The organism is Dietzia sp. CH92 (assembly GCF_032248695.1).
Lineage (GTDB): Bacteria > Actinomycetota > Actinomycetes > Mycobacteriales > Mycobacteriaceae > Dietzia.
This window is the reverse complement of record NZ_JAVHXC010000003.1, coordinates 418016-433224: the sequence shown is the minus strand read 5'-3', so window position 1 is coordinate 433224 and position 15209 is coordinate 418016. Positions and strand designations below refer to the sequence as shown.

Annotated in this window: 17 protein-coding genes; 7 read left to right on the top strand and 10 right to left on the bottom strand. The window is 71.3% G+C overall.

What is annotated here, in order from left to right:
• Positions 1-87: 87 nt before the first annotated feature.
• Positions 88-420, bottom strand: a complete 333-nt coding sequence (locus RWK90_RS08430) for a hypothetical protein (protein WP_314036716.1) — start codon at positions 418-420, stop codon at positions 88-90.
• Positions 421-1324: 904 nt separating this feature from the next.
• On the opposite strand from RWK90_RS08430, the gene RWK90_RS08425 reads away from it, so the two are divergent.
• Together RWK90_RS08425 and RWK90_RS08420 are read left to right on the top strand one after the other, a co-directional pair.
• Positions 1325-2023, top strand: coding sequence for a type 1 glutamine amidotransferase domain-containing protein (locus RWK90_RS08425; protein WP_314036714.1), 699 nt, complete (start codon positions 1325-1327; stop codon positions 2021-2023).
• A gap of 4 nt (positions 2024-2027) precedes the next feature.
• The gene (locus RWK90_RS08420; RefSeq protein WP_314036712.1) at positions 2028-2885 is read left to right on the top strand and encodes an alpha/beta hydrolase; all 858 of its coding nucleotides are present in this window, start codon (positions 2028-2030) and stop codon (positions 2883-2885) included.
• Positions 2886-2889: 4 nt separating this feature from the next.
• Here the strand turns inward: RWK90_RS08420 and RWK90_RS08415 are convergent, their stop codons facing one another.
• The gene (locus tag RWK90_RS08415) at positions 2890-4461 is read right to left on the bottom strand and encodes an MFS transporter (protein ID WP_314036710.1); all 1572 of its coding nucleotides are present in this window, start codon (positions 4459-4461) and stop codon (positions 2890-2892) included.
• The gene (locus RWK90_RS08410; protein WP_314036708.1) at positions 4458-5045 is read right to left on the bottom strand and encodes a TetR family transcriptional regulator; all 588 of its coding nucleotides are present in this window, start codon (positions 5043-5045) and stop codon (positions 4458-4460) included. Before RWK90_RS08410 ends, RWK90_RS08415 begins: the two co-directional genes overlap by 4 nt.
• Positions 5046-5166: 121 nt before the next feature.
• On the opposite strand from RWK90_RS08410, the gene RWK90_RS08405 reads away from it, so the two are divergent.
• Entirely contained in the window at positions 5167-5526 is a 360-nt protein-coding gene (locus RWK90_RS08405) for a VanZ family protein (RefSeq protein WP_396230301.1), read from the top strand.
• Here the strand turns inward: RWK90_RS08405 and RWK90_RS08400 are convergent.
• Positions 5490-6470: a bile acid:sodium symporter family protein gene (locus RWK90_RS08400; protein WP_314037112.1), complete on the bottom strand. Its 981-nt coding sequence runs from the start codon at positions 6468-6470 to the stop codon at positions 5490-5492. The two genes, RWK90_RS08405 and RWK90_RS08400, sit on opposite strands and share 37 nt — an antisense overlap.
• Before the next feature lie 52 nt (positions 6471-6522).
• Here RWK90_RS08400 and RWK90_RS08395 point away from each other — a divergent pair, with 52 nt between their 5' ends.
• Together RWK90_RS08395 and RWK90_RS08390 are read left to right on the top strand one after the other, a co-directional pair.
• Complete coding sequence (locus RWK90_RS08395) at positions 6523-6897, top strand: DUF202 domain-containing protein (RefSeq protein WP_314036704.1); 375 nt, start codon at positions 6523-6525, stop codon at positions 6895-6897.
• A 13-nt stretch (positions 6898-6910) separates the two neighbouring features.
• Positions 6911-7282: a DUF202 domain-containing protein gene (locus tag RWK90_RS08390; protein ID WP_314036703.1), complete on the top strand. Its 372-nt coding sequence runs from the start codon at positions 6911-6913 to the stop codon at positions 7280-7282.
• Positions 7283-7483: 201 nt separating this feature from the next.
• Here the strand turns inward: RWK90_RS08390 and RWK90_RS08385 are convergent, their stop codons facing one another.
• From RWK90_RS08385 to RWK90_RS08375, 3 genes are all read right to left on the bottom strand, one after another.
• Positions 7484-8053, bottom strand: coding sequence for a hemerythrin domain-containing protein (locus RWK90_RS08385; protein WP_314036701.1), 570 nt, complete (start codon positions 8051-8053; stop codon positions 7484-7486).
• A gap of 77 nt (positions 8054-8130) precedes the next feature.
• Complete coding sequence (locus tag RWK90_RS08380) at positions 8131-8709, bottom strand: SdpI family protein (RefSeq protein WP_314036699.1); 579 nt, start codon at positions 8707-8709, stop codon at positions 8131-8133.
• Positions 8706-9266, bottom strand: a complete 561-nt coding sequence (locus RWK90_RS08375; RefSeq protein WP_314036697.1) for a MarR family transcriptional regulator — start codon at positions 9264-9266, stop codon at positions 8706-8708. Before RWK90_RS08375 ends, RWK90_RS08380 begins: the two co-directional genes overlap by 4 nt.
• 83 nt (positions 9267-9349) lie before the next feature.
• Between RWK90_RS08375 and RWK90_RS08370 the strand changes: the two genes are divergently transcribed.
• Entirely contained in the window at positions 9350-9841 is a 492-nt protein-coding gene (locus tag RWK90_RS08370) for a DoxX family protein (protein ID WP_314036695.1), read from the top strand.
• A 205-nt stretch (positions 9842-10046) separates the two neighbouring features.
• Positions 10047-13100: a leucine--tRNA ligase gene (locus tag RWK90_RS08365; RefSeq protein ID WP_396230287.1), complete on the top strand. Its 3054-nt coding sequence runs from the start codon at positions 10047-10049 to the stop codon at positions 13098-13100.
• Between the two features lie 252 nt (positions 13101-13352).
• On the opposite strand, the gene RWK90_RS08360 is transcribed toward RWK90_RS08365, so the two are convergent.
• The 3 genes from RWK90_RS08360 to RWK90_RS08350 are packed head-to-tail and all read right to left on the bottom strand — an operon-like array spanning position 13353 to position 15186.
• A complete protein-coding gene (locus RWK90_RS08360) occupies positions 13353-13742 on the bottom strand; it encodes a hypothetical protein (RefSeq protein ID WP_314036693.1) in 390 nt (129 codons plus the stop codon).
• A complete protein-coding gene (locus RWK90_RS08355; RefSeq protein ID WP_314036691.1) occupies positions 13739-14647 on the bottom strand; it encodes an SDR family NAD(P)-dependent oxidoreductase in 909 nt (302 codons plus the stop codon). The genes RWK90_RS08360 and RWK90_RS08355 overlap by 4 nt, the downstream gene beginning before the upstream one ends.
• The gene (locus RWK90_RS08350) at positions 14644-15186 is read right to left on the bottom strand and encodes a nuclear transport factor 2 family protein (RefSeq protein ID WP_314036689.1); all 543 of its coding nucleotides are present in this window, start codon (positions 15184-15186) and stop codon (positions 14644-14646) included. Before RWK90_RS08350 ends, RWK90_RS08355 begins: the two co-directional genes overlap by 4 nt.
• Between the last annotated feature and the right edge of the window lie 23 nt (positions 15187-15209).

Below are 15209 nucleotides of genomic sequence, written 5' to 3'. Positions count from 1 at the left end.
CCGGTGGGGTGTGGGGGAGAGGGCGGCACTGCGATCAGATCTGGGTCTCGGTCGTGACCGCAGCTGGGCCTAGGCCTCGACGCCAGGTCAGTTGAACGTGATGTAGGGGACTCCCGGGATGTTCATGTTGTTAATGGACCCCGCAGCAGTGTCTTTGGCGTTGTTCATTGCTTCATGAAATGCGTTCTCGATGCCGGTGGCAGCGTGAGGGCTGTTCGCCACGACACCTGCTCCTGCTCCGAGGGCGGCTGACCCCCCGGCCGCGGCACCGGTGCCGACGATTCCAGCAGGAACCGCCCACGCAGGGGCTGTGGCCACGGCAGTAGCCGCGCCCGCTAGAGCGGGAGCGGCGGACGCGGCCCCTGCGGGGATGGCGGTATTGGCGATCATCGTGGCGATGAGCAGCGAGATCGGGTCCATGGTGGTTCTCCTCTACTTTGTGAAGTGATCAGCTCGCAGCCGGTTAGCCGCTAGCCGATTTGGAGTTGTTTTGGTGGGATCGGGGCCTGCGGGACAATCCCGCCGCGGCCGCCGAGGTCGATGGTGAGAGTTTCGGGAACTGCTGGCGCGGGTGCCGGTGCGGGCGGTGCAGGTGGGTGAGCGGGCGCCGGGGCGGGCCGGTACGGAGCCGGTGCTGCTGGCTGTACCGGGACCACTGGCGCCTGGACCGCCGGCGGCCGGGCTGGCGCGGGTGTGGGCGCCGGCCTGGGCGAGGATTCCTCGGATCTCGAGGACTCGGGAGGCTTGGCGTCTACCCGAGCCGTTGATGTCGCCGGGGTGGCTGTGGCCGCCGCAGTCGACGTCGGGCTGACCGTCGTCGGCGAGGTCAACCCCGCCTGCGCGACGGAGGGGTCCGCGCGGTGGTTCGTGGATGCCGAGGCGGTCGCCTCAGTCATCCATGCGGTTCCCGCCCCTGCCGAGAACCCCAAGAGAGCCAGTCCGGTCAGGACGGCGAGCGGAGCGGTACGACGGAGTAGGGAGGGCTGGGTGGCCAACGAGAACTCCTTCGATACACAGGAAGGGGCCTGGGTCACCCCTCGACTCGCGTGAGCCGCTCAGCTCATGCGGCGTGAACGCTAAGGCTCCCCACACCGCCCCTCAACGTTTTGCTCCCTAAGCACCTGTAGGGTCCGCGGGCATTCTGACCTGCTGATACGTCGCCAACATTTGATGAGGCACAAAAGCGCTGGTCGCGACACCGCTGATGTCATCTTTCATCACATGAAGCAACGGTGAAGATATACTTCTTTGTGGTTGAGGTCACGAACGGGGAGCCGCAGAACGACCAGTTGCGAGGTCGCCCGAGATCCGTAGGGTCGCGCCCATGGCGAACGTACTGATGATCCTGTCCGCAGCCGACCACTGGACACTCAAGGACGGTTCCCAGCACCCGACGGGCTTCTGGGCCGAGGAGTTCGTGGCCCCCTACGAGGAGTTCACCGACGCCGGTTGGTCCGTCACCGTGGCCACGCCGGGCGGCCGCGCCCCCACCGTCGACCAGGCCAGCCTCGACGAGGGCGCCGGCGACCCCGAGACCCTGCAGAAGGTGAAGGCCGCACTCGAGCGACTCGCCCCGGTCCTCGAGGCACCGACCGACCTTGCGAGCGTCGACCACAACGAGTTCGACGTGGTGTTCTACCCGGGCGGGCACGGCCCGCTGGAGGACCTCGCCGTGGACCAGACCTCCGGGGCGATCCTCCGGGAGCGGGTGAGCGAGGGCAAGCACGTCGCGCTCCTGTGCCACGCGCCGGCCGCGGTGCTCGCCGCGTCCGACGATCCGTCCTCCTCGCCGTTCGCGGGCTACGAGCTGACCGGGTTCTCCAACGACGAGGAGGAGCAGGTCGGCCTGGCCGCCAACGCGCCCTGGCTGCTCGAGGACAAGCTCGTCGAGCTGGGGGCGAACTACTCCAAGGCCGCGGAGCCGTGGGGCTCGCACGTCGTGGTGGACCGCAACGTCTACACCGGCCAGAACCCGCAGTCCTCCGAGGAACTGGCCAAGCGCATCGTGTCCGACCTCGGCTGAGCCGGTGCCGGCGCAGCACATCGTCGACCGCGACGCCGTCACCGACGGCCACCGGATCAGGTTCGGCATCCACGGCGAGGGCGAACCCGTCGTCCTCATCCACGGAACGCCCTCGTCGTCGTACATCTGGCGGGGCGTGGTCCCCGGTCTCACCGAGGCCGGGTACCGCACCCACGTCTTCGACCTACTGGGCTACGGCCTGTCCGAGCGGCCGCCGGACCCGGAGGTCGACACGTCGATCACCGGGCAGGTCGCCGTCCTGGAGGGCCTCCTGGACGAATGGGGGCTCGACACGTTCCACCTGGTCGCCCACGACATCGGCGGCGGGATCGCCCAGCGGTTCGGCGTGCGGTCGACCGAGCGACTGCGGTCCCTGACCCTCATCGACGTGGTCAGCTTCGACAGCTACCCCTCCGAGCGGACCCGCCAGCAGATGGCCGCCGGCCTCGAGAAACTCGAGCGCACACCCCACGCCGAACACCGCGAGCACTTCCGCGACTGGCTGCTGTCCACGCACAGCGACCCGGCCAACTTCGACCCCGACGCGCTCGACGTCTACCTCGACCTCATCAGCGGGCCGATCGGTCAGCCGAGCTTCTTCCGGCACCAGGTCGCCCACTACGACCCCCGGCACACGCTCGAGATCTCCGACCGCCTCGACCGACTGGGACAGGTGCCAGTGCAGCTGCTGTGGGGCGCCGACGACACCTGGCAGGTCACCGACTGGGCGCGCCGGTTGCAGTCCGCGATCCCGGGCAGCGACCTGCGACTCATCGAGCGGTGCGGGCACTTCGCGCCCGAGGAACGGCCGACCGAGGTGGCGGCCGGAATAGTGGAGTTCCTGGACGTCCACCGCGGCTGAACGGTCAGTGCTCCAAGTCCGCGAGCATCGTGCCCCTGGGGGTCAGGGCGAACACCACGAACGCGAACGTCAGCAGGACCGCCCCGCCGATCAGTCCCGTCACGCCCAGTCCGGAGGTGAAGGCCTCGCCGGCGCGGGCCGCCAGGTCCGGTAGTCGGGCGGCCTCGGCCACGGCCACGGCCCCGCCCAGCGAGTCGCGGGCGGCCTCCGTCGCCTCGTGGCCCAGGACCAGCGCCTCGGCCGGTGTGCCCAGCTGCCGGCGGTAGAGGAACGAGGCCAGAGAGCCCAGGAGAGCGATACCCAGGACGGCGCCGAACTCGTAGGCTGTGTCCTCCATGGCGGCGGCGTTTCCGGCCTTGGACCGCGGGACACCGCCCATGATCATGGAGGAGGCCAGCGCGAGCGCTCCGATCCCGGCCCCGATCAGCCCCAGGGCGATGAACACCGAGGTCAGGTCCAGGTCCTCGCCGCGGACGCCGAGGAAGACCATGCCGGCGCCGGTGACGAAGAGGGCGAGGAAGATCGTGGAGCGCATGCCGATCCGCTCCGAGGCGACCGGGGCCAGCAGCGAGGTGACGGCGGCGGCCAGCGCCAGCGGCATGAGCTGCAGGCCGGACTCGAAGGCGCTCGCGCCGTTGACCAGCTGCAGCCACTGGGCCAGCAGCAACAGTCCCGCGGACATGGAGAAACTCGAGATCAGGGCGGCGAGGACGCCCGCGGAGAAGATGCGGTGGCGGAACATCGTCACGTCCAGCAGAGGGGAGTCCGAGCGCAGGCAGCGGCGGACGAACACGGTCAGGGCCCCCAGGCCCACGGCGAGGGCGAGCCACGCGGGCGGGTAGGCCAGCGAGGCCTCCTCGCTGAACTTCTTCACCGCCCAGATCGTGGTGGTCATCCCCACCAGCGTGAGCGCGGCGGCGACCGGATCCCACGGGCCGGGCTCGGGGACGCGGGACTCGGGGACCGTGACGATGGCGCTGACGAAGGCGATCACCATCATCGGGACGCTGACCAGGAACGCCGACTGCCAGTGGAACGTCTCCAGCAGGAAGCCGCCCAGCAACGGACCCACGGCCGCGCCGATCCCGGCCACGGCCGCCCACACGGCCAGCGCGGTGGCGCGCTCGCGGGTGTCGGTGAAGGTCACCCGCAGCAGCGACAGGGTGGAGGGCATGACCATGGCCGCGCCCACGCCGAGCAGGACCCGCAGCGCGATGACGAACCCGGGGGACTCGGCGAGAAGCACCAGCGCCGAGGCGAGAGCGATGATCACGTAACCCGTCATGAGCATGCGCTTGCGGCCCCACCGGTCCGCGATGGACGACATGGAGATCAGCAGACCCGCCATGACCAGCGAGTACGCGTCGATGATCCACAGCTGCTGTGAGGCGGTGGGCTGGAGGTCGGCCGACATCTGGGGGATCGCCACGTTGAGGATCGTCATGTCCGTGGTGATGGCCAGCAGGGAGAAGGTCAGTGTGGCCAGCCCGAGCCAGCGGCGGCCCGGATCGTACGAGCCCACGATGTGGGGGTCGGCCCGCAGTTCGCGACGGGTCGAGGCGGCGGTGTCGCTCACGGGGCGGGAACCTCTCCGGGGAGATCGGTGCTCTCGGGCATGGTGGCCAGTGCGCGGATCGTCGCCTCGAGGCGGGCGGCGTCGGGCGGGGTGACGGTGAGCGCGGTGGTGATGTAGACCCCATCCAGGCACATGGCCAGCATCTCCGAGCGGGCGCGCCCGAAGTAGGGGGCGAGGAGCTCGGTCAAGCCGGTGTGCCAGCGCAGGGCGAGATCCCGGAAGTCCTCCTCGAACAGGCCCGCGTACTCGAGCGAGCACTCCGCCAGCACCGTCTGGTGATCGGAGAGGTCGGCGTGGGCGGCGGCGGCGAGGAAGGCGATGGGATCGTCGGCGGCGGCCAGCCCCTCGGCCAGCTCGGCGAGGTCGCGATCGACCCGGTCGGCGAGGTACTCCAGCGCGTGGCGGCGCAGGTCGTCGATGGTCGCGAAGTAGCGGGTGGTGGTGCCCACGGCCACGCCGGCCCGCGCCGCCACCGCGCGGTGGGTGAGCGCCTCGACGCCGCCCTCGGCGATGAGGTCGGCGGCGGCGCGGCCGATCTCGCGGATGCGCTGCTCGGGATCGCGGATGCGTCCGGACGCTGTCACAGGTGCTCCTCGCGTTGTTGTACAAATGTACACGTACAAAAGTACAGCAGACTTCGGTCCGTGCGAGATCGCCAGAACGGCACGATGGCCTTCTTCCTCCCGGTAGGAGTCCTTTAAGTACATCCTGCTGGAGCATCGCCGGCGGGCGATCGTCCTCGTCGTCGTCGTCGGTTCCCTGACCAGTGCGGCGGTGGAGACCCTCCAGTACGTGTTCGCCCTGGGCCACTCGGACATCTCCGACCTGCTGGTCAACACCGTCGGCACCCTCGCCGGCGCGGTGACCGCCCGCCTCGCCGGCCAGCGGCTCTACCCCGTCTGGATCGGCCTCGCGCTGACCGCCTCGGTCCTCGTCGCGATCCTGGTCCTCCTCGGGCCGCGACTCGGCGACGCCGACAAGGTGGTGGAGGTCGCGGCGCCGGGGGCGGCCGAACCGGGCGGCGGGGTTCAGGCGGCGACGGGCGTCTCCTCGGCCCGCCCGTAGCGGCCGGCCAACCACGCGCACACGATCAACTGGATCTGGTGGAAGAGCATCAGGGGCAGCACCATGAGGCCGATCGGCTGCCCGACGAACAGCACGGCCGCCATCGGCAGCCCGGTGGCCAGCGACTTCTTGGAGCCGCAGAACTGCACGACACGCTTGTCGCGGTCCTCGAAGCCCAGGGCGCGGGAGGCGAGCTCGGTCAGCCCCAGCACCACCGCCAGCAGGACGCAGCACGCGGCCAGGAGCCACGCGAGCTCGACGGCACCGACGGTCGACCAGATCCCGTCGGCCACCCCGTCGGAGAACGCGGCGTAGACCACCAGCACGATCACCGTCTTGTCGAACAGGGCGATCCGCGTGATCCGCTTGAGGACGGGCAGGACCCACCGCCGCAGCAGCTGACCCACCACGAACGGCAGCAGCAGCTGCAGCGCGATCGACCCCACCGAGTCCCACGTGATGACCACCGAGCCGTCCGTGGTCATGAGGGCGAACACCAGCAGGGGGGTGACGAACACGCCCAGCAGGTTGGACACCGACGCCGAGACCACCGCAGCGCTGACGTGCCCCCGCGCGATCGCCACGAAGGTGATGGACGACTGCACGGTCGACGGCACCAGGGTGAGGAACAGGAACCCCGCGGCGAGTGCCGGCCCGAGCACGGGCGTGAGGATCCACTGCCCGAGCAGCCCGAGCAGCGGGAACAGGACGAAGGTCGCCACGAGCACCACCGAGTGCAGCCGCCAGTGGGTGAGGCCCACCAGCAGCTCGCGCGGCTCGAGTCGCGCGCCGTACAGGAAGAACAGGACCGCGATGCCGATGGTCGTCACCCAGTCGAGGGCGTCGGCCGCACCGCCGGTGGCGGGCAGGAAGGCGGCCACGACGACCGCGGCGAGGATCGCCAGGATGAACGGCTCGATCCGCAGGCGGCGCAGGAGAGACATGGTGTCCATTGCATCACCCGCACCGCGAGGGGCGACCGATAGGCTCGACGGTATGACGGAGCAGGGGTGGCGGCCCAGGGCGCTGCGCGACGGTGAGGAGCCGGACCCGCGGTTCACCCTGGCCAACGAGCGCACGTTCCTGGCGTGGATCCGCACGAGCCTCGGGCTGACCGCCGGGGCGGTGGCGCTGGAGGCGTTCGCGGGCGACGAGATCCCGGAGCTGATCCGCACCCCGCTCGCGTGCATCCTGCTCGTGCTGGCCGGGCTGCTGGCGATCGTCGCGTTCCGCCGCTGGATCCGGATCGAGGCCGCCATGCGTCACCAGCGGCCGCTGCCCATGCCGCAGGCGTCCATCCTGCTGGTGCTGGGGATCGCGGCGGGCGCGGTGGTGCTCATCGTGGCGATCCTCAGCGGGACCTTCGGGTGACGGGTCGGCGCCGATGACCGCTCCCCGTGCCCGCCGGATCGGGGTGGAGCCCGCGGCGGTCCCGCCCGACGCCGGGCTCCAGTCCGAGCGCACCAGCCTGTCGTGGGCCCGCACCTGGTCGGTCGTGGCGGTGAACATCATCCTCGTCGCCAAGCTGGTGGGGGAGCTGTCGTGGGCGTGGGCCGCCGCGTTCTCGGCGCTGGTGGTGGTCCCGCTATTCGCGCTGCTGCGGGTTCAGCGGCGGCACGAGCAGCGGGTGGGCCGGTTCGTCCGCGCGGGCGAGGTCGAGCAGACGCAGGCGGTCTACAACGCGGGACTCGTGGGGCTGGTGATGGTGATCTCCGCCTGCGGGCTGGCCGCGATCGTGGTGACGTCTCTGCGGTGACCCTTCCGGGCGCCGCCCGCCGATCACCTCGCCGGCGCCGCAGCGATGACCTCCCCGGATCTGGACGCAGCCATGGAGGGAATGGAAGCAACCATGGAGGTGAAACGGCCTCCGGGCCGACGTGGATGCGTCCAAATCGCGCTGCCTCGCGCTGCCCCGCGCCGCCGTCGGCGGCCCCGCGGAAGTGTCGGCGGCCCCGCCTCAGGTGTTCTTCATCCGCCCGCTCAGCGCGTCACGCAGCCGGTCGACCATGCCGACGCCGGCGCCGACCGTCTTGTGGAACAGCTCGGAGTGGGGAGCGCTGGGGTGCGGGCGCGTGGGGGCGACCATCTTCGCGGCCTCGACCTTGCGGCCCAGGTCGAGCAGCGTGTCCTTCGAGAGGTGTTCGCGCAGCTTGGGGAACTGGTCGGACTCCTCGTCGTCGGCGTGGTGGTCGAGCAGCTCCTTGAGCTCGCGCACGAGGCCCATGAACTCGGCGTCCGCGGCGTCGACGTTCTCGAGCTTCTTCATCACCACGACGATCTCGTCGTGCTCCTCCTTGTCGTGCTCGACCTCGTCCTTGCCGCCGGGGATGTCGCGCTCCATGACGGGGTAGACGAACATCTCCTCGGCCACGGAGTGACGCATCACCTCGGCGGTGACGGCGTCGGCGAGGGCGCGGCGGTCGGAGGGGTCGGTGGAGGTCTCGATCTGGTCGAGGAGTTCGATCATCTCGCGGTGATCGGCGGTGAGGATCTCGGTGACGTCCCGGGTCGTGTCTGTGGCGGCCATGTCGGTCTCCTTCCACGGTGGTGACTGGGGTGTCCCACACCGTAGGGGCGGCCGCCGCGCCGGGCCACCGGTCCGCGTCAGCGGGTGGCGGTCTCCGATTCGCACATGCCCTGCAGCGCGCAGGAGCCGCAGCCGCCGGTGACGCCGCAGTCGGCGGCGGGGTCGTCGGCGCCGGCCGCGTCGGCGGGGGAGCAGGACGCGTCGCCGGTGGGCGCGCAGGTGGAGGCGTCGGTGGTGGCGCCCGCCGTGCCGGAGTGGCCGCCGCACCCGTCGGGGCCGCAGCCGCATCCGCCCTGGTCATCGTCCTGGGTGGCGGCCCAGATCGCCGCCGCGCGTGCCCCGGCGAGGCCGGCCATGCTGAGCAGTGCGAGGGAGGCGAGGAGGGCGACGACGACGACGAGACCGCCGACCCAGCCGCCGATCAGTCCCAGAGCGATCGCACCGAGCAGCAGGACGAGGCCGGAGCCGAGGAAGGCGGGGCCGGCGGCGCGGTTGGCCAGGGCCCACGCGTCGGGGGAGCGGCGGGTCTCCGGGGTGCGGACCCCCAGGACGCCGTTGCCGGGGAGCTTCCCGGCCAGGGCCGCGGCCCCGGTTCCGCCGATGATGAGGGCGAGCCCCACGAGGAGCACCACGACCACCACGAGCACTGCGTTCACGCCCCCGAGGGTACGCCCGCGGGCACGGATCTCCGAGTCGCCCCGGTGTCGTCAGCGCCCCCGGGGGGCTGGTCGGGGACGTGATCGGCGCCCTGCGCGGCGTCGCGCTCGCACGTGCCACGGACCTGGGCGAGGAGCCGGGCGAGGTCCCGCTTGTCGGCCTCGCTGAGGCGGTCGAGGAACTCGCGGCGCACGGTCGCGACGTGATGGGGGGCGGCCTTCTCGATCTCCCGCATGCCCTCGGCGGACGGCGAGACGAAGGCGCCGCGGCCGTCGTCGGGGCAGCTCGTGCGTTCCACGAGGCCGCGCTTGACCATGCGGGTGACCTGGTGCGACAGCCGGCTGCGCTCCCACTGCAGGGCGTCCGCGAGCGCGGTCATCCTCAGGGGGCCGTCGGCCTCGCTGAGGTGGACGAGTACCTCGAACTCGGGCTCGGTCAGGCTCGACGACCTCTTGAGGTCACGTTGGATCTCCAGGTGCAGCCGCCCCTGGACGGCGATGTAATCCCGCCACAGGGCCCTCTCCTCGTCGTTCAACCACTTCACCTGATCAGCCATACCCACATAATAGCGCGATAGTTGACACGACACGGACGGCGGCGGTAGAAGTATGTGTCACATCATCCACTGAAGGAGTTCCCATGACCGCCACCACCGAGCCCACCCGCGCCGCCGACATCCGCCGCGCGGCCGACGCGAGCACCCTCCTGCCCGTCCCCGCCGTCGTCCGCGACGCGGGCCTGCTCATCGCCCGCGTCCTGCTGGGTGCGGTGCTGATCGTCCACGGCGGCCAGAAGCTCTTCGTCAACGGCGTGGACGGCACCGGCGCCTTCTTCGACTCGGTCGGCGTCCCCGCCGCGCAGGCCGCCGCCGCGTTCGCCGGAGCCGTCGAGCTCATCGGCGGAATCCTGCTCGTCCTGGGTCTGCTCACGCAGGTCGTGGCGGTCCTCGTCGTCGTCGTCATGGCCGGTGCCTACTTCTACGTGCACAAGGCCGCCGGCATCTACGCCGCCGAGGGCGGCTGGGAGCTCGTCGCCGTGATCGGCCTCGCCACGGCGGTCTTCGGCCTCGTCGGCCCCGGCCGCTACAGCGTCGACGCCCTGATCGCCGGGCGCCGCGCCACCACGGCCTGACCGCACCGCGCCGCGCGGCCGTCGCGCCGGGCGGTGGACCCCGCCCCGCGCGCCCCGCGGCACCCGAGGGGGACGGACCCGACCGGGTCCGTCCCCCTTCCGCGTTCCCGGCGCCCGCCCGCTGTCACGGGGCCGACCCGCCCAGGGTTTAGGCTGGACACGGCCTGCGTGTGGGCACCGGCGAGACCAGGGGAGAACAGACGACGTGAGCAGCAGCGACCAGACCGTCACCAGCGGACGGACCGACGCGGACGCGCAGTCCGACGCCGGCGCGCAGACCGGGACCGGCCCCGCCCACCGCTACGGAGCCGCGCTGGCCGGGGAGATCGAGTCCCGCTGGCAGCGTGAATGGTCCGAGCGCGGAACGTTCGAGGCCCCCAACCCCGTCGGGCCCCTCGCCGCGGCCGACGGCGACCTGCCCGCGGACAAGCTCTTCGTCCAGGACATGTTCCCGTACCCCTCCGGCGCAGGCCTGCACGTCGGCCACCCGCTGGGCTACATCGCCACCGACGTGTTCGCCCGCTACCACCGCATGCTCGGCACCAACGTCCTGCACACCCTCGGCTACGACGCGTTCGGCCTGCCCGCCGAGCAGTACGCCGTCCAGACCGGCCAGCACCCGCGCGTGACCACCGAGGCCAACATCGCCAACATGGAGCGGCAGCTGGGCCGCCTCGGCCTGGGCCACGACCGTCGCCGCGTGTTCGCCACCACCGACACCGAGTTCTACCGCTGGACCCAGTGGATCTTCCTCCAGATCCACGGCTCCTGGTACGACCCCGACGCCCCCGCCCGCGCGGTCGACGGCGGCGATCACCCCACCCGCACCGGACGTGCCCGGCCCATCGCCGACCTGCGCGCCCAGTTCGCCGACGGCACCCGCGCCCTGCCCGCCGAGTACGCCGGCCGCACCTGGGACGCGCTGTCCCGCGCGGAGCAGGAGAAGGTCCTCGACGCGCACCGGCTCGTGTACCTCTCCGACTCCACCGTCAACTGGTGCCCCGGTCTGGGCACCGTGCTGGCCAACGAGGAGGTCACCGCCGAGGGCCGCTCCGAGCGCGGCAACTTCCCTGTCTTCCGCAAGAACCTCAGCCAGTGGATGATGCGGATCACCGCCTACGCCGACCGCCTGGTCGACGACCTCGATCGGCTCGACTGGACCGACAAGGTCAAGTCCATGCAGCGCAACTGGATCGGCCGCTCGCAGGGCGCCCGCGTCCGGTTCGCCGTGGCCGACCAGTCCATCGAGGTGTTCACCACCCGACCCGACACCCTCTTCGGCGCCACCTACATGGTCCTGTCGCCCGAGCACCCGCTGGTCGACGAGCTGGCCGGGCCGTTCTGGCCCGAGCTGCCCGCCGGCGCCCCCGGCTCCGCGCCCGGCGAGGCGACCCCCGGTGGCCTCGACCCGCGCTGGACCGGCGGACACTCCTCGCCCGCCGAGGCCGTCCGGGCCTACCGGCACGCCGCGTCCATGAAGTCGGAGCTCGAACGCCAGGAGAACAAGGACAAGACCGGCGTCTTCACCGGCGCCTACGCCGTCAACCCCGTCAACGGCGAGCAGGTCCCGGTGTTCGTGGCCGACTACGTCCTCATGGGCTACGGCACGGGCGCCATCATGGCCGTGCCCGCCCACGACACCCGCGACCACGAGTTCGCCACCGCGTTCGGCCTGCCCATCACGCAGGTCGTCGCCCCCGCCGACGGCCGCGAGATCGACGTGCAGGCCGAGGCCTACGCCGGCGACGGCGTCGCCGTGAACTCGACCAACACCGAGGGACTCTCGCTCGACGGCCTCGGCGTGGACGAGGCCAAGGCCGCCACCATCGCCTGGCTCGAGGGCGAGGGCACCGGCGAGGGCACCATCCAGTACAAGCTCCGCGACTGGCTGTTCGCCCGCCAGCGGTACTGGGGCGAGCCGTTCCCCGTCGTCTACGACGCCGACGGGGTGCCCCACGCGCTGCCCGAGGAGCTGCTGCCGGTCGAACTGCCCGAGGTCGAGGACTACAAGCCCGTCTCGTTCGACCCCGACGACGCCGACTCCGTGCCGTCCCCGCCGCTGGCCAAGGCCACCGACTGGATGACCGTCGAGCTCGACCTGGGCGACGGGCTCAAGACCTACACCCGCGACGCCAACGTCATGCCCAACTGGGCCGGGTCCAGCTGGTACCAGCTGCGCTACATCGACCCCACCAACTCCGAGCAGCTGTGTGCGCTCGAGAACGAGCGCTACTGGACCGGGCCCCGCCCCGAGATCCACGGCCCCGACGACCCGGGCGGCGTCGACCTCTACGTGGGCGGCGTCGAACACGCGGTGCTGCACCTGCTGTACTCCCGCTTCTGGCACAAGGTGCTGTTCGACCTGGGGCACGTCACCAGCGAGGAGCCCTACCGGCGCCTCTACAACCAGGGCTACATCCAGGCCTTCGCCTACACCGACTCCCGCGGCGTCTACGTGCCGGCCGAGGAGGTCGTCGAGCGCGAGGGCAGGTACTTCTGGACCGACACCTCCGCCGGCGCCGACGCCGCCGAGATCGAGGTGTTCCAGGAGTACGGGAAGATGGGCAAGTCGCTCAAGAACTCCGTCTCCCCGGACGAGATCTGCGACTCCTACGGCGCCGACACCCTGCGCGTCTACGAGATGTCCATGGGCCCCCTCGACACCTCCCGGCCGTGGGCCACCAAAGACGTGGTGGGCGCGCACCGCTTCCTGCAGCGACTGTGGCGTGTGGTGATCGACGAGACCACCGGGCAGGTCCGGGTCACCGACGCCGAGGCCGGTGAGGACGTGCTCAAGGCCCTGCACCGCACCATCGCCGGGGTCCGCGACGACTACGCCGGCCTGCGCGACAACACCGCGATCGCCAAGCTCATCGAGTACGTCAACACGCTGACCAAGGCCTATCCCACCGAGGGGCCGGGCGCGCCCCGCTCGGTCGTGGAACCGCTCGTGCTCATGGCGGCGCCCGTCGCACCGCACCTCGCCGAGGAGCTGTGGGCCCGGCTCGGGCACACCGGGTCGCTGGCCCACGGCCCGTTCCCGCAGTACGACGAGTCGTACCTGGTCGAGGACTCCGTCGAGTACCCGGTCCAGATCAAGGGCAAGGTCCGCTCCCGCATCACCGTCCCCGCCGACGCCTCGCCGGCCGACGTCGAGGCGGCCGCGCTGGCGGATGCCAAGGTGCAGGAGAACCTGAGCGGCGCCGCGCCCAAGAAGGTGATCGTGGTGCCGGGCAAGATGGTCAACATCGTGCCCTGACGCCCGCGGAGCTCGAATCCGCTACGCGCCGGGCCCTCCGCCCCCGCCGGGCCCTCCGCACCCGCCGGGCCCGAATCCGCTACCCGGACGGAATCCGCTACCCGGACTCGGGATCCGCTACCCCCACGGGAGTAGCGGATCCGGGCGGAGGGTAGCGGATTTCGGGATGCTCGGGCGGCCGGGTGCTCGGGCGGCCGGGTGTCGGGCGGGATGCTCGGCGCGTGCCGCGCGGCGGGGCCCCGGGCGCCGGCGTCAGCCCTGCTGGACGAACACCGCCGACGATGAGATCAGCAGGTACGCGGTCGTCACCATCCACATCGCGTAGGTGGCGTACAGCCACGGCCGCCACCGGATGCGGTTCTGCCACCGGCGGTACGTCTTCACGCCGGCCGTCACCGCCAACCCGATCGACAGCAGCAGCGGCAGGATCACCACCTCGACGCGGTCCGAGGTCAGGCACAGTGGGACCCCGTCGGCGCACTCGTCGCCGACGCCGCCGCGGATCACCACGATCGCCACGGCCAGCGCCACGATCGCCAGCACCGACAGCAGCACGAACCTGAACGCCTGGTTGCCCTGGCGCTCGTTGCGCTCGAGGCGTTCGAGCGGGTCGTCGATCTCCCCGAACTCGGCGGACGTCATCCATCCCTCCCGGTGAACCCGTTGTGACCGCCCGCCGCGGCCACCTCGTCCACTGTCTCGATCCCCAACTGCTCGTCCGTCACCGGCGGGAAGAGCGGACCCCCGCCGAAGGCACCCCGGTGCGACAGCGGCACCTCGCCGTCGTCGTTCCTTATCCCCTTCTCGCGACCGTACTCGGCGGTGATGACGGTCGAGCCGCTCAGGCGGGCGAGGTCGGGGTCGTCGGCGAGCGCGGCGATGACGCGGCCGACGAACGCGGGGTCCTCCGCGCGGGCCAGGGGGAAGCCGTTGAAGTCCTCCATGCCCGTCGACAGCAGCAGCTCGGTGCGGATGAGGCCGAGCCACAGTGAGAGCGTCGACACGCCGGTCCCGGTGAGTTCGTGCGCCATGTCGGAGGCCATCTTGTCCAGGGCGGTCTTGCTCATCCCGTAGAGGACCGTGTGGAACGGCGCGCGCGACCCGAATGACGAGATGTTGACCATCAGCCCGGAGCCCTGCGGCACCATCACCTTGGCGGCCTCGCAGGAGGCGACGTAGTGGGCGCGCAGGCCGACGCCCATGAGCGCGTCCCAGTCGCCGGCGGGCCGCTCCCAGAACCTGCCGTTGAACCCCATGAAGCCCTTGGGGTTGGTCCACACGTTGTTGACCAGCAGGTCCAGCCGCCCGGTGTCGGCGACGATCCGGGCGACGACGGCGACGATCTCCTCGTCCCGGGAGTGGTCGCACTCGAGTGGGCGGATCGGTCCCGGGGCGCCTGCGGCTGCGGCCGCGTCGACGGTGCCCTGCAGTCGCTCGGCGGACCGTCCGGTGACGTAGACGGTCCAGCCGGCGTCGGCGAGCGCCGTGGCCACTCCGCGGCCCACTCCGCGGCTGCCGCCGGTGACCAGGGCGACCCGGGCGGTCACGAGTCGGCCCCCGCGGTGGCGGCACCCGGGACGACGCTGACCTCGGGGTAGGTCACGGTGGCGTCGTCGAGGGTGCGGGTGAGGGACCAGCCGGGCGTGAACAGGCATTCGGCCATGACCCAGCGCTCGTCCGCGCCGTCGCCCTCCAGTACGTAGACGTCCGAGTACTCGCCGGTGGAGACGGTCTCCGTGCCCTTGTCGCGGTCGATCTGCCGGAACTGCAGGGTCCAGGTGCCGGTGGCGCGTCGCGGGGCGCCGCCGTCGGCGGGGGGTTCGACGGTGATGGAGGGCATGAACCCGTGGTGCATGTCGAGGATGCGGGGGCCGCCGTCGGCCGCGGTGGCCAGGGCGATCTGCCGGAAGATGCCGACCATGGTGTCCGGGTCGGTCCGCCCGAGGGGGCCGAAGTCCAGGACGCCGCCGCTCGCCACGAAGCAGGAGCGGAAGCCCTCGGGATCCTTGGCGTCGCACGCCCGCCAGTACCGGTACTTCAGCTGCTCGATCGCCTCGCGGGCGCGAACTTCTGCCTCGTGGTCCATGCTGGCCACGTTAGCGTAGGGAG

Excerpts from the sequence above, each read along its gene's own strand:
- RWK90_RS08375 (WP_314036697.1), bottom strand. The coding sequence starts at position 9,266 with ATGGCTGATCAGGTGAAGTGGTTGAACGACGAGGAGAGGGCCCTGTGG.
- RWK90_RS08385 (WP_314036701.1), bottom strand. The coding sequence starts at position 8,053 with ATGGCCGCCACAGACACGACCCGGGACGTCACCGAGATCCTCACCGCC.
- RWK90_RS08370 (WP_314036695.1), top strand. The coding sequence starts at position 9,350 with ATGACCGCCACCACCGAGCCCACCCGCGCCGCCGACATCCGCCGCGCG.
- RWK90_RS08425 (WP_314036714.1), top strand. The coding sequence starts at position 1,325 with ATGGCGAACGTACTGATGATCCTGTCCGCAGCCGACCACTGGACACTC.
- RWK90_RS08350 (WP_314036689.1), bottom strand. The coding sequence starts at position 15,186 with ATGGACCACGAGGCAGAAGTTCGCGCCCGCGAGGCGATCGAGCAGCTG.
- RWK90_RS08400 (WP_314037112.1), bottom strand. The coding sequence starts at position 6,470 with ATGTCTCTCCTGCGCCGCCTGCGGATCGAGCCGTTCATCCTGGCGATC.
- RWK90_RS08430 (WP_314036716.1), bottom strand. The coding sequence starts at position 420 with ATGGACCCGATCTCGCTGCTCATCGCCACGATGATCGCCAATACCGCC.
- RWK90_RS08390 (WP_314036703.1), top strand. The coding sequence starts at position 6,911 with ATGACCGCTCCCCGTGCCCGCCGGATCGGGGTGGAGCCCGCGGCGGTC.
- RWK90_RS08360 (WP_314036693.1), bottom strand. The coding sequence starts at position 13,742 with ATGACGTCCGCCGAGTTCGGGGAGATCGACGACCCGCTCGAACGCCTC.
- RWK90_RS08395 (WP_314036704.1), top strand. The coding sequence starts at position 6,523 with ATGACGGAGCAGGGGTGGCGGCCCAGGGCGCTGCGCGACGGTGAGGAG.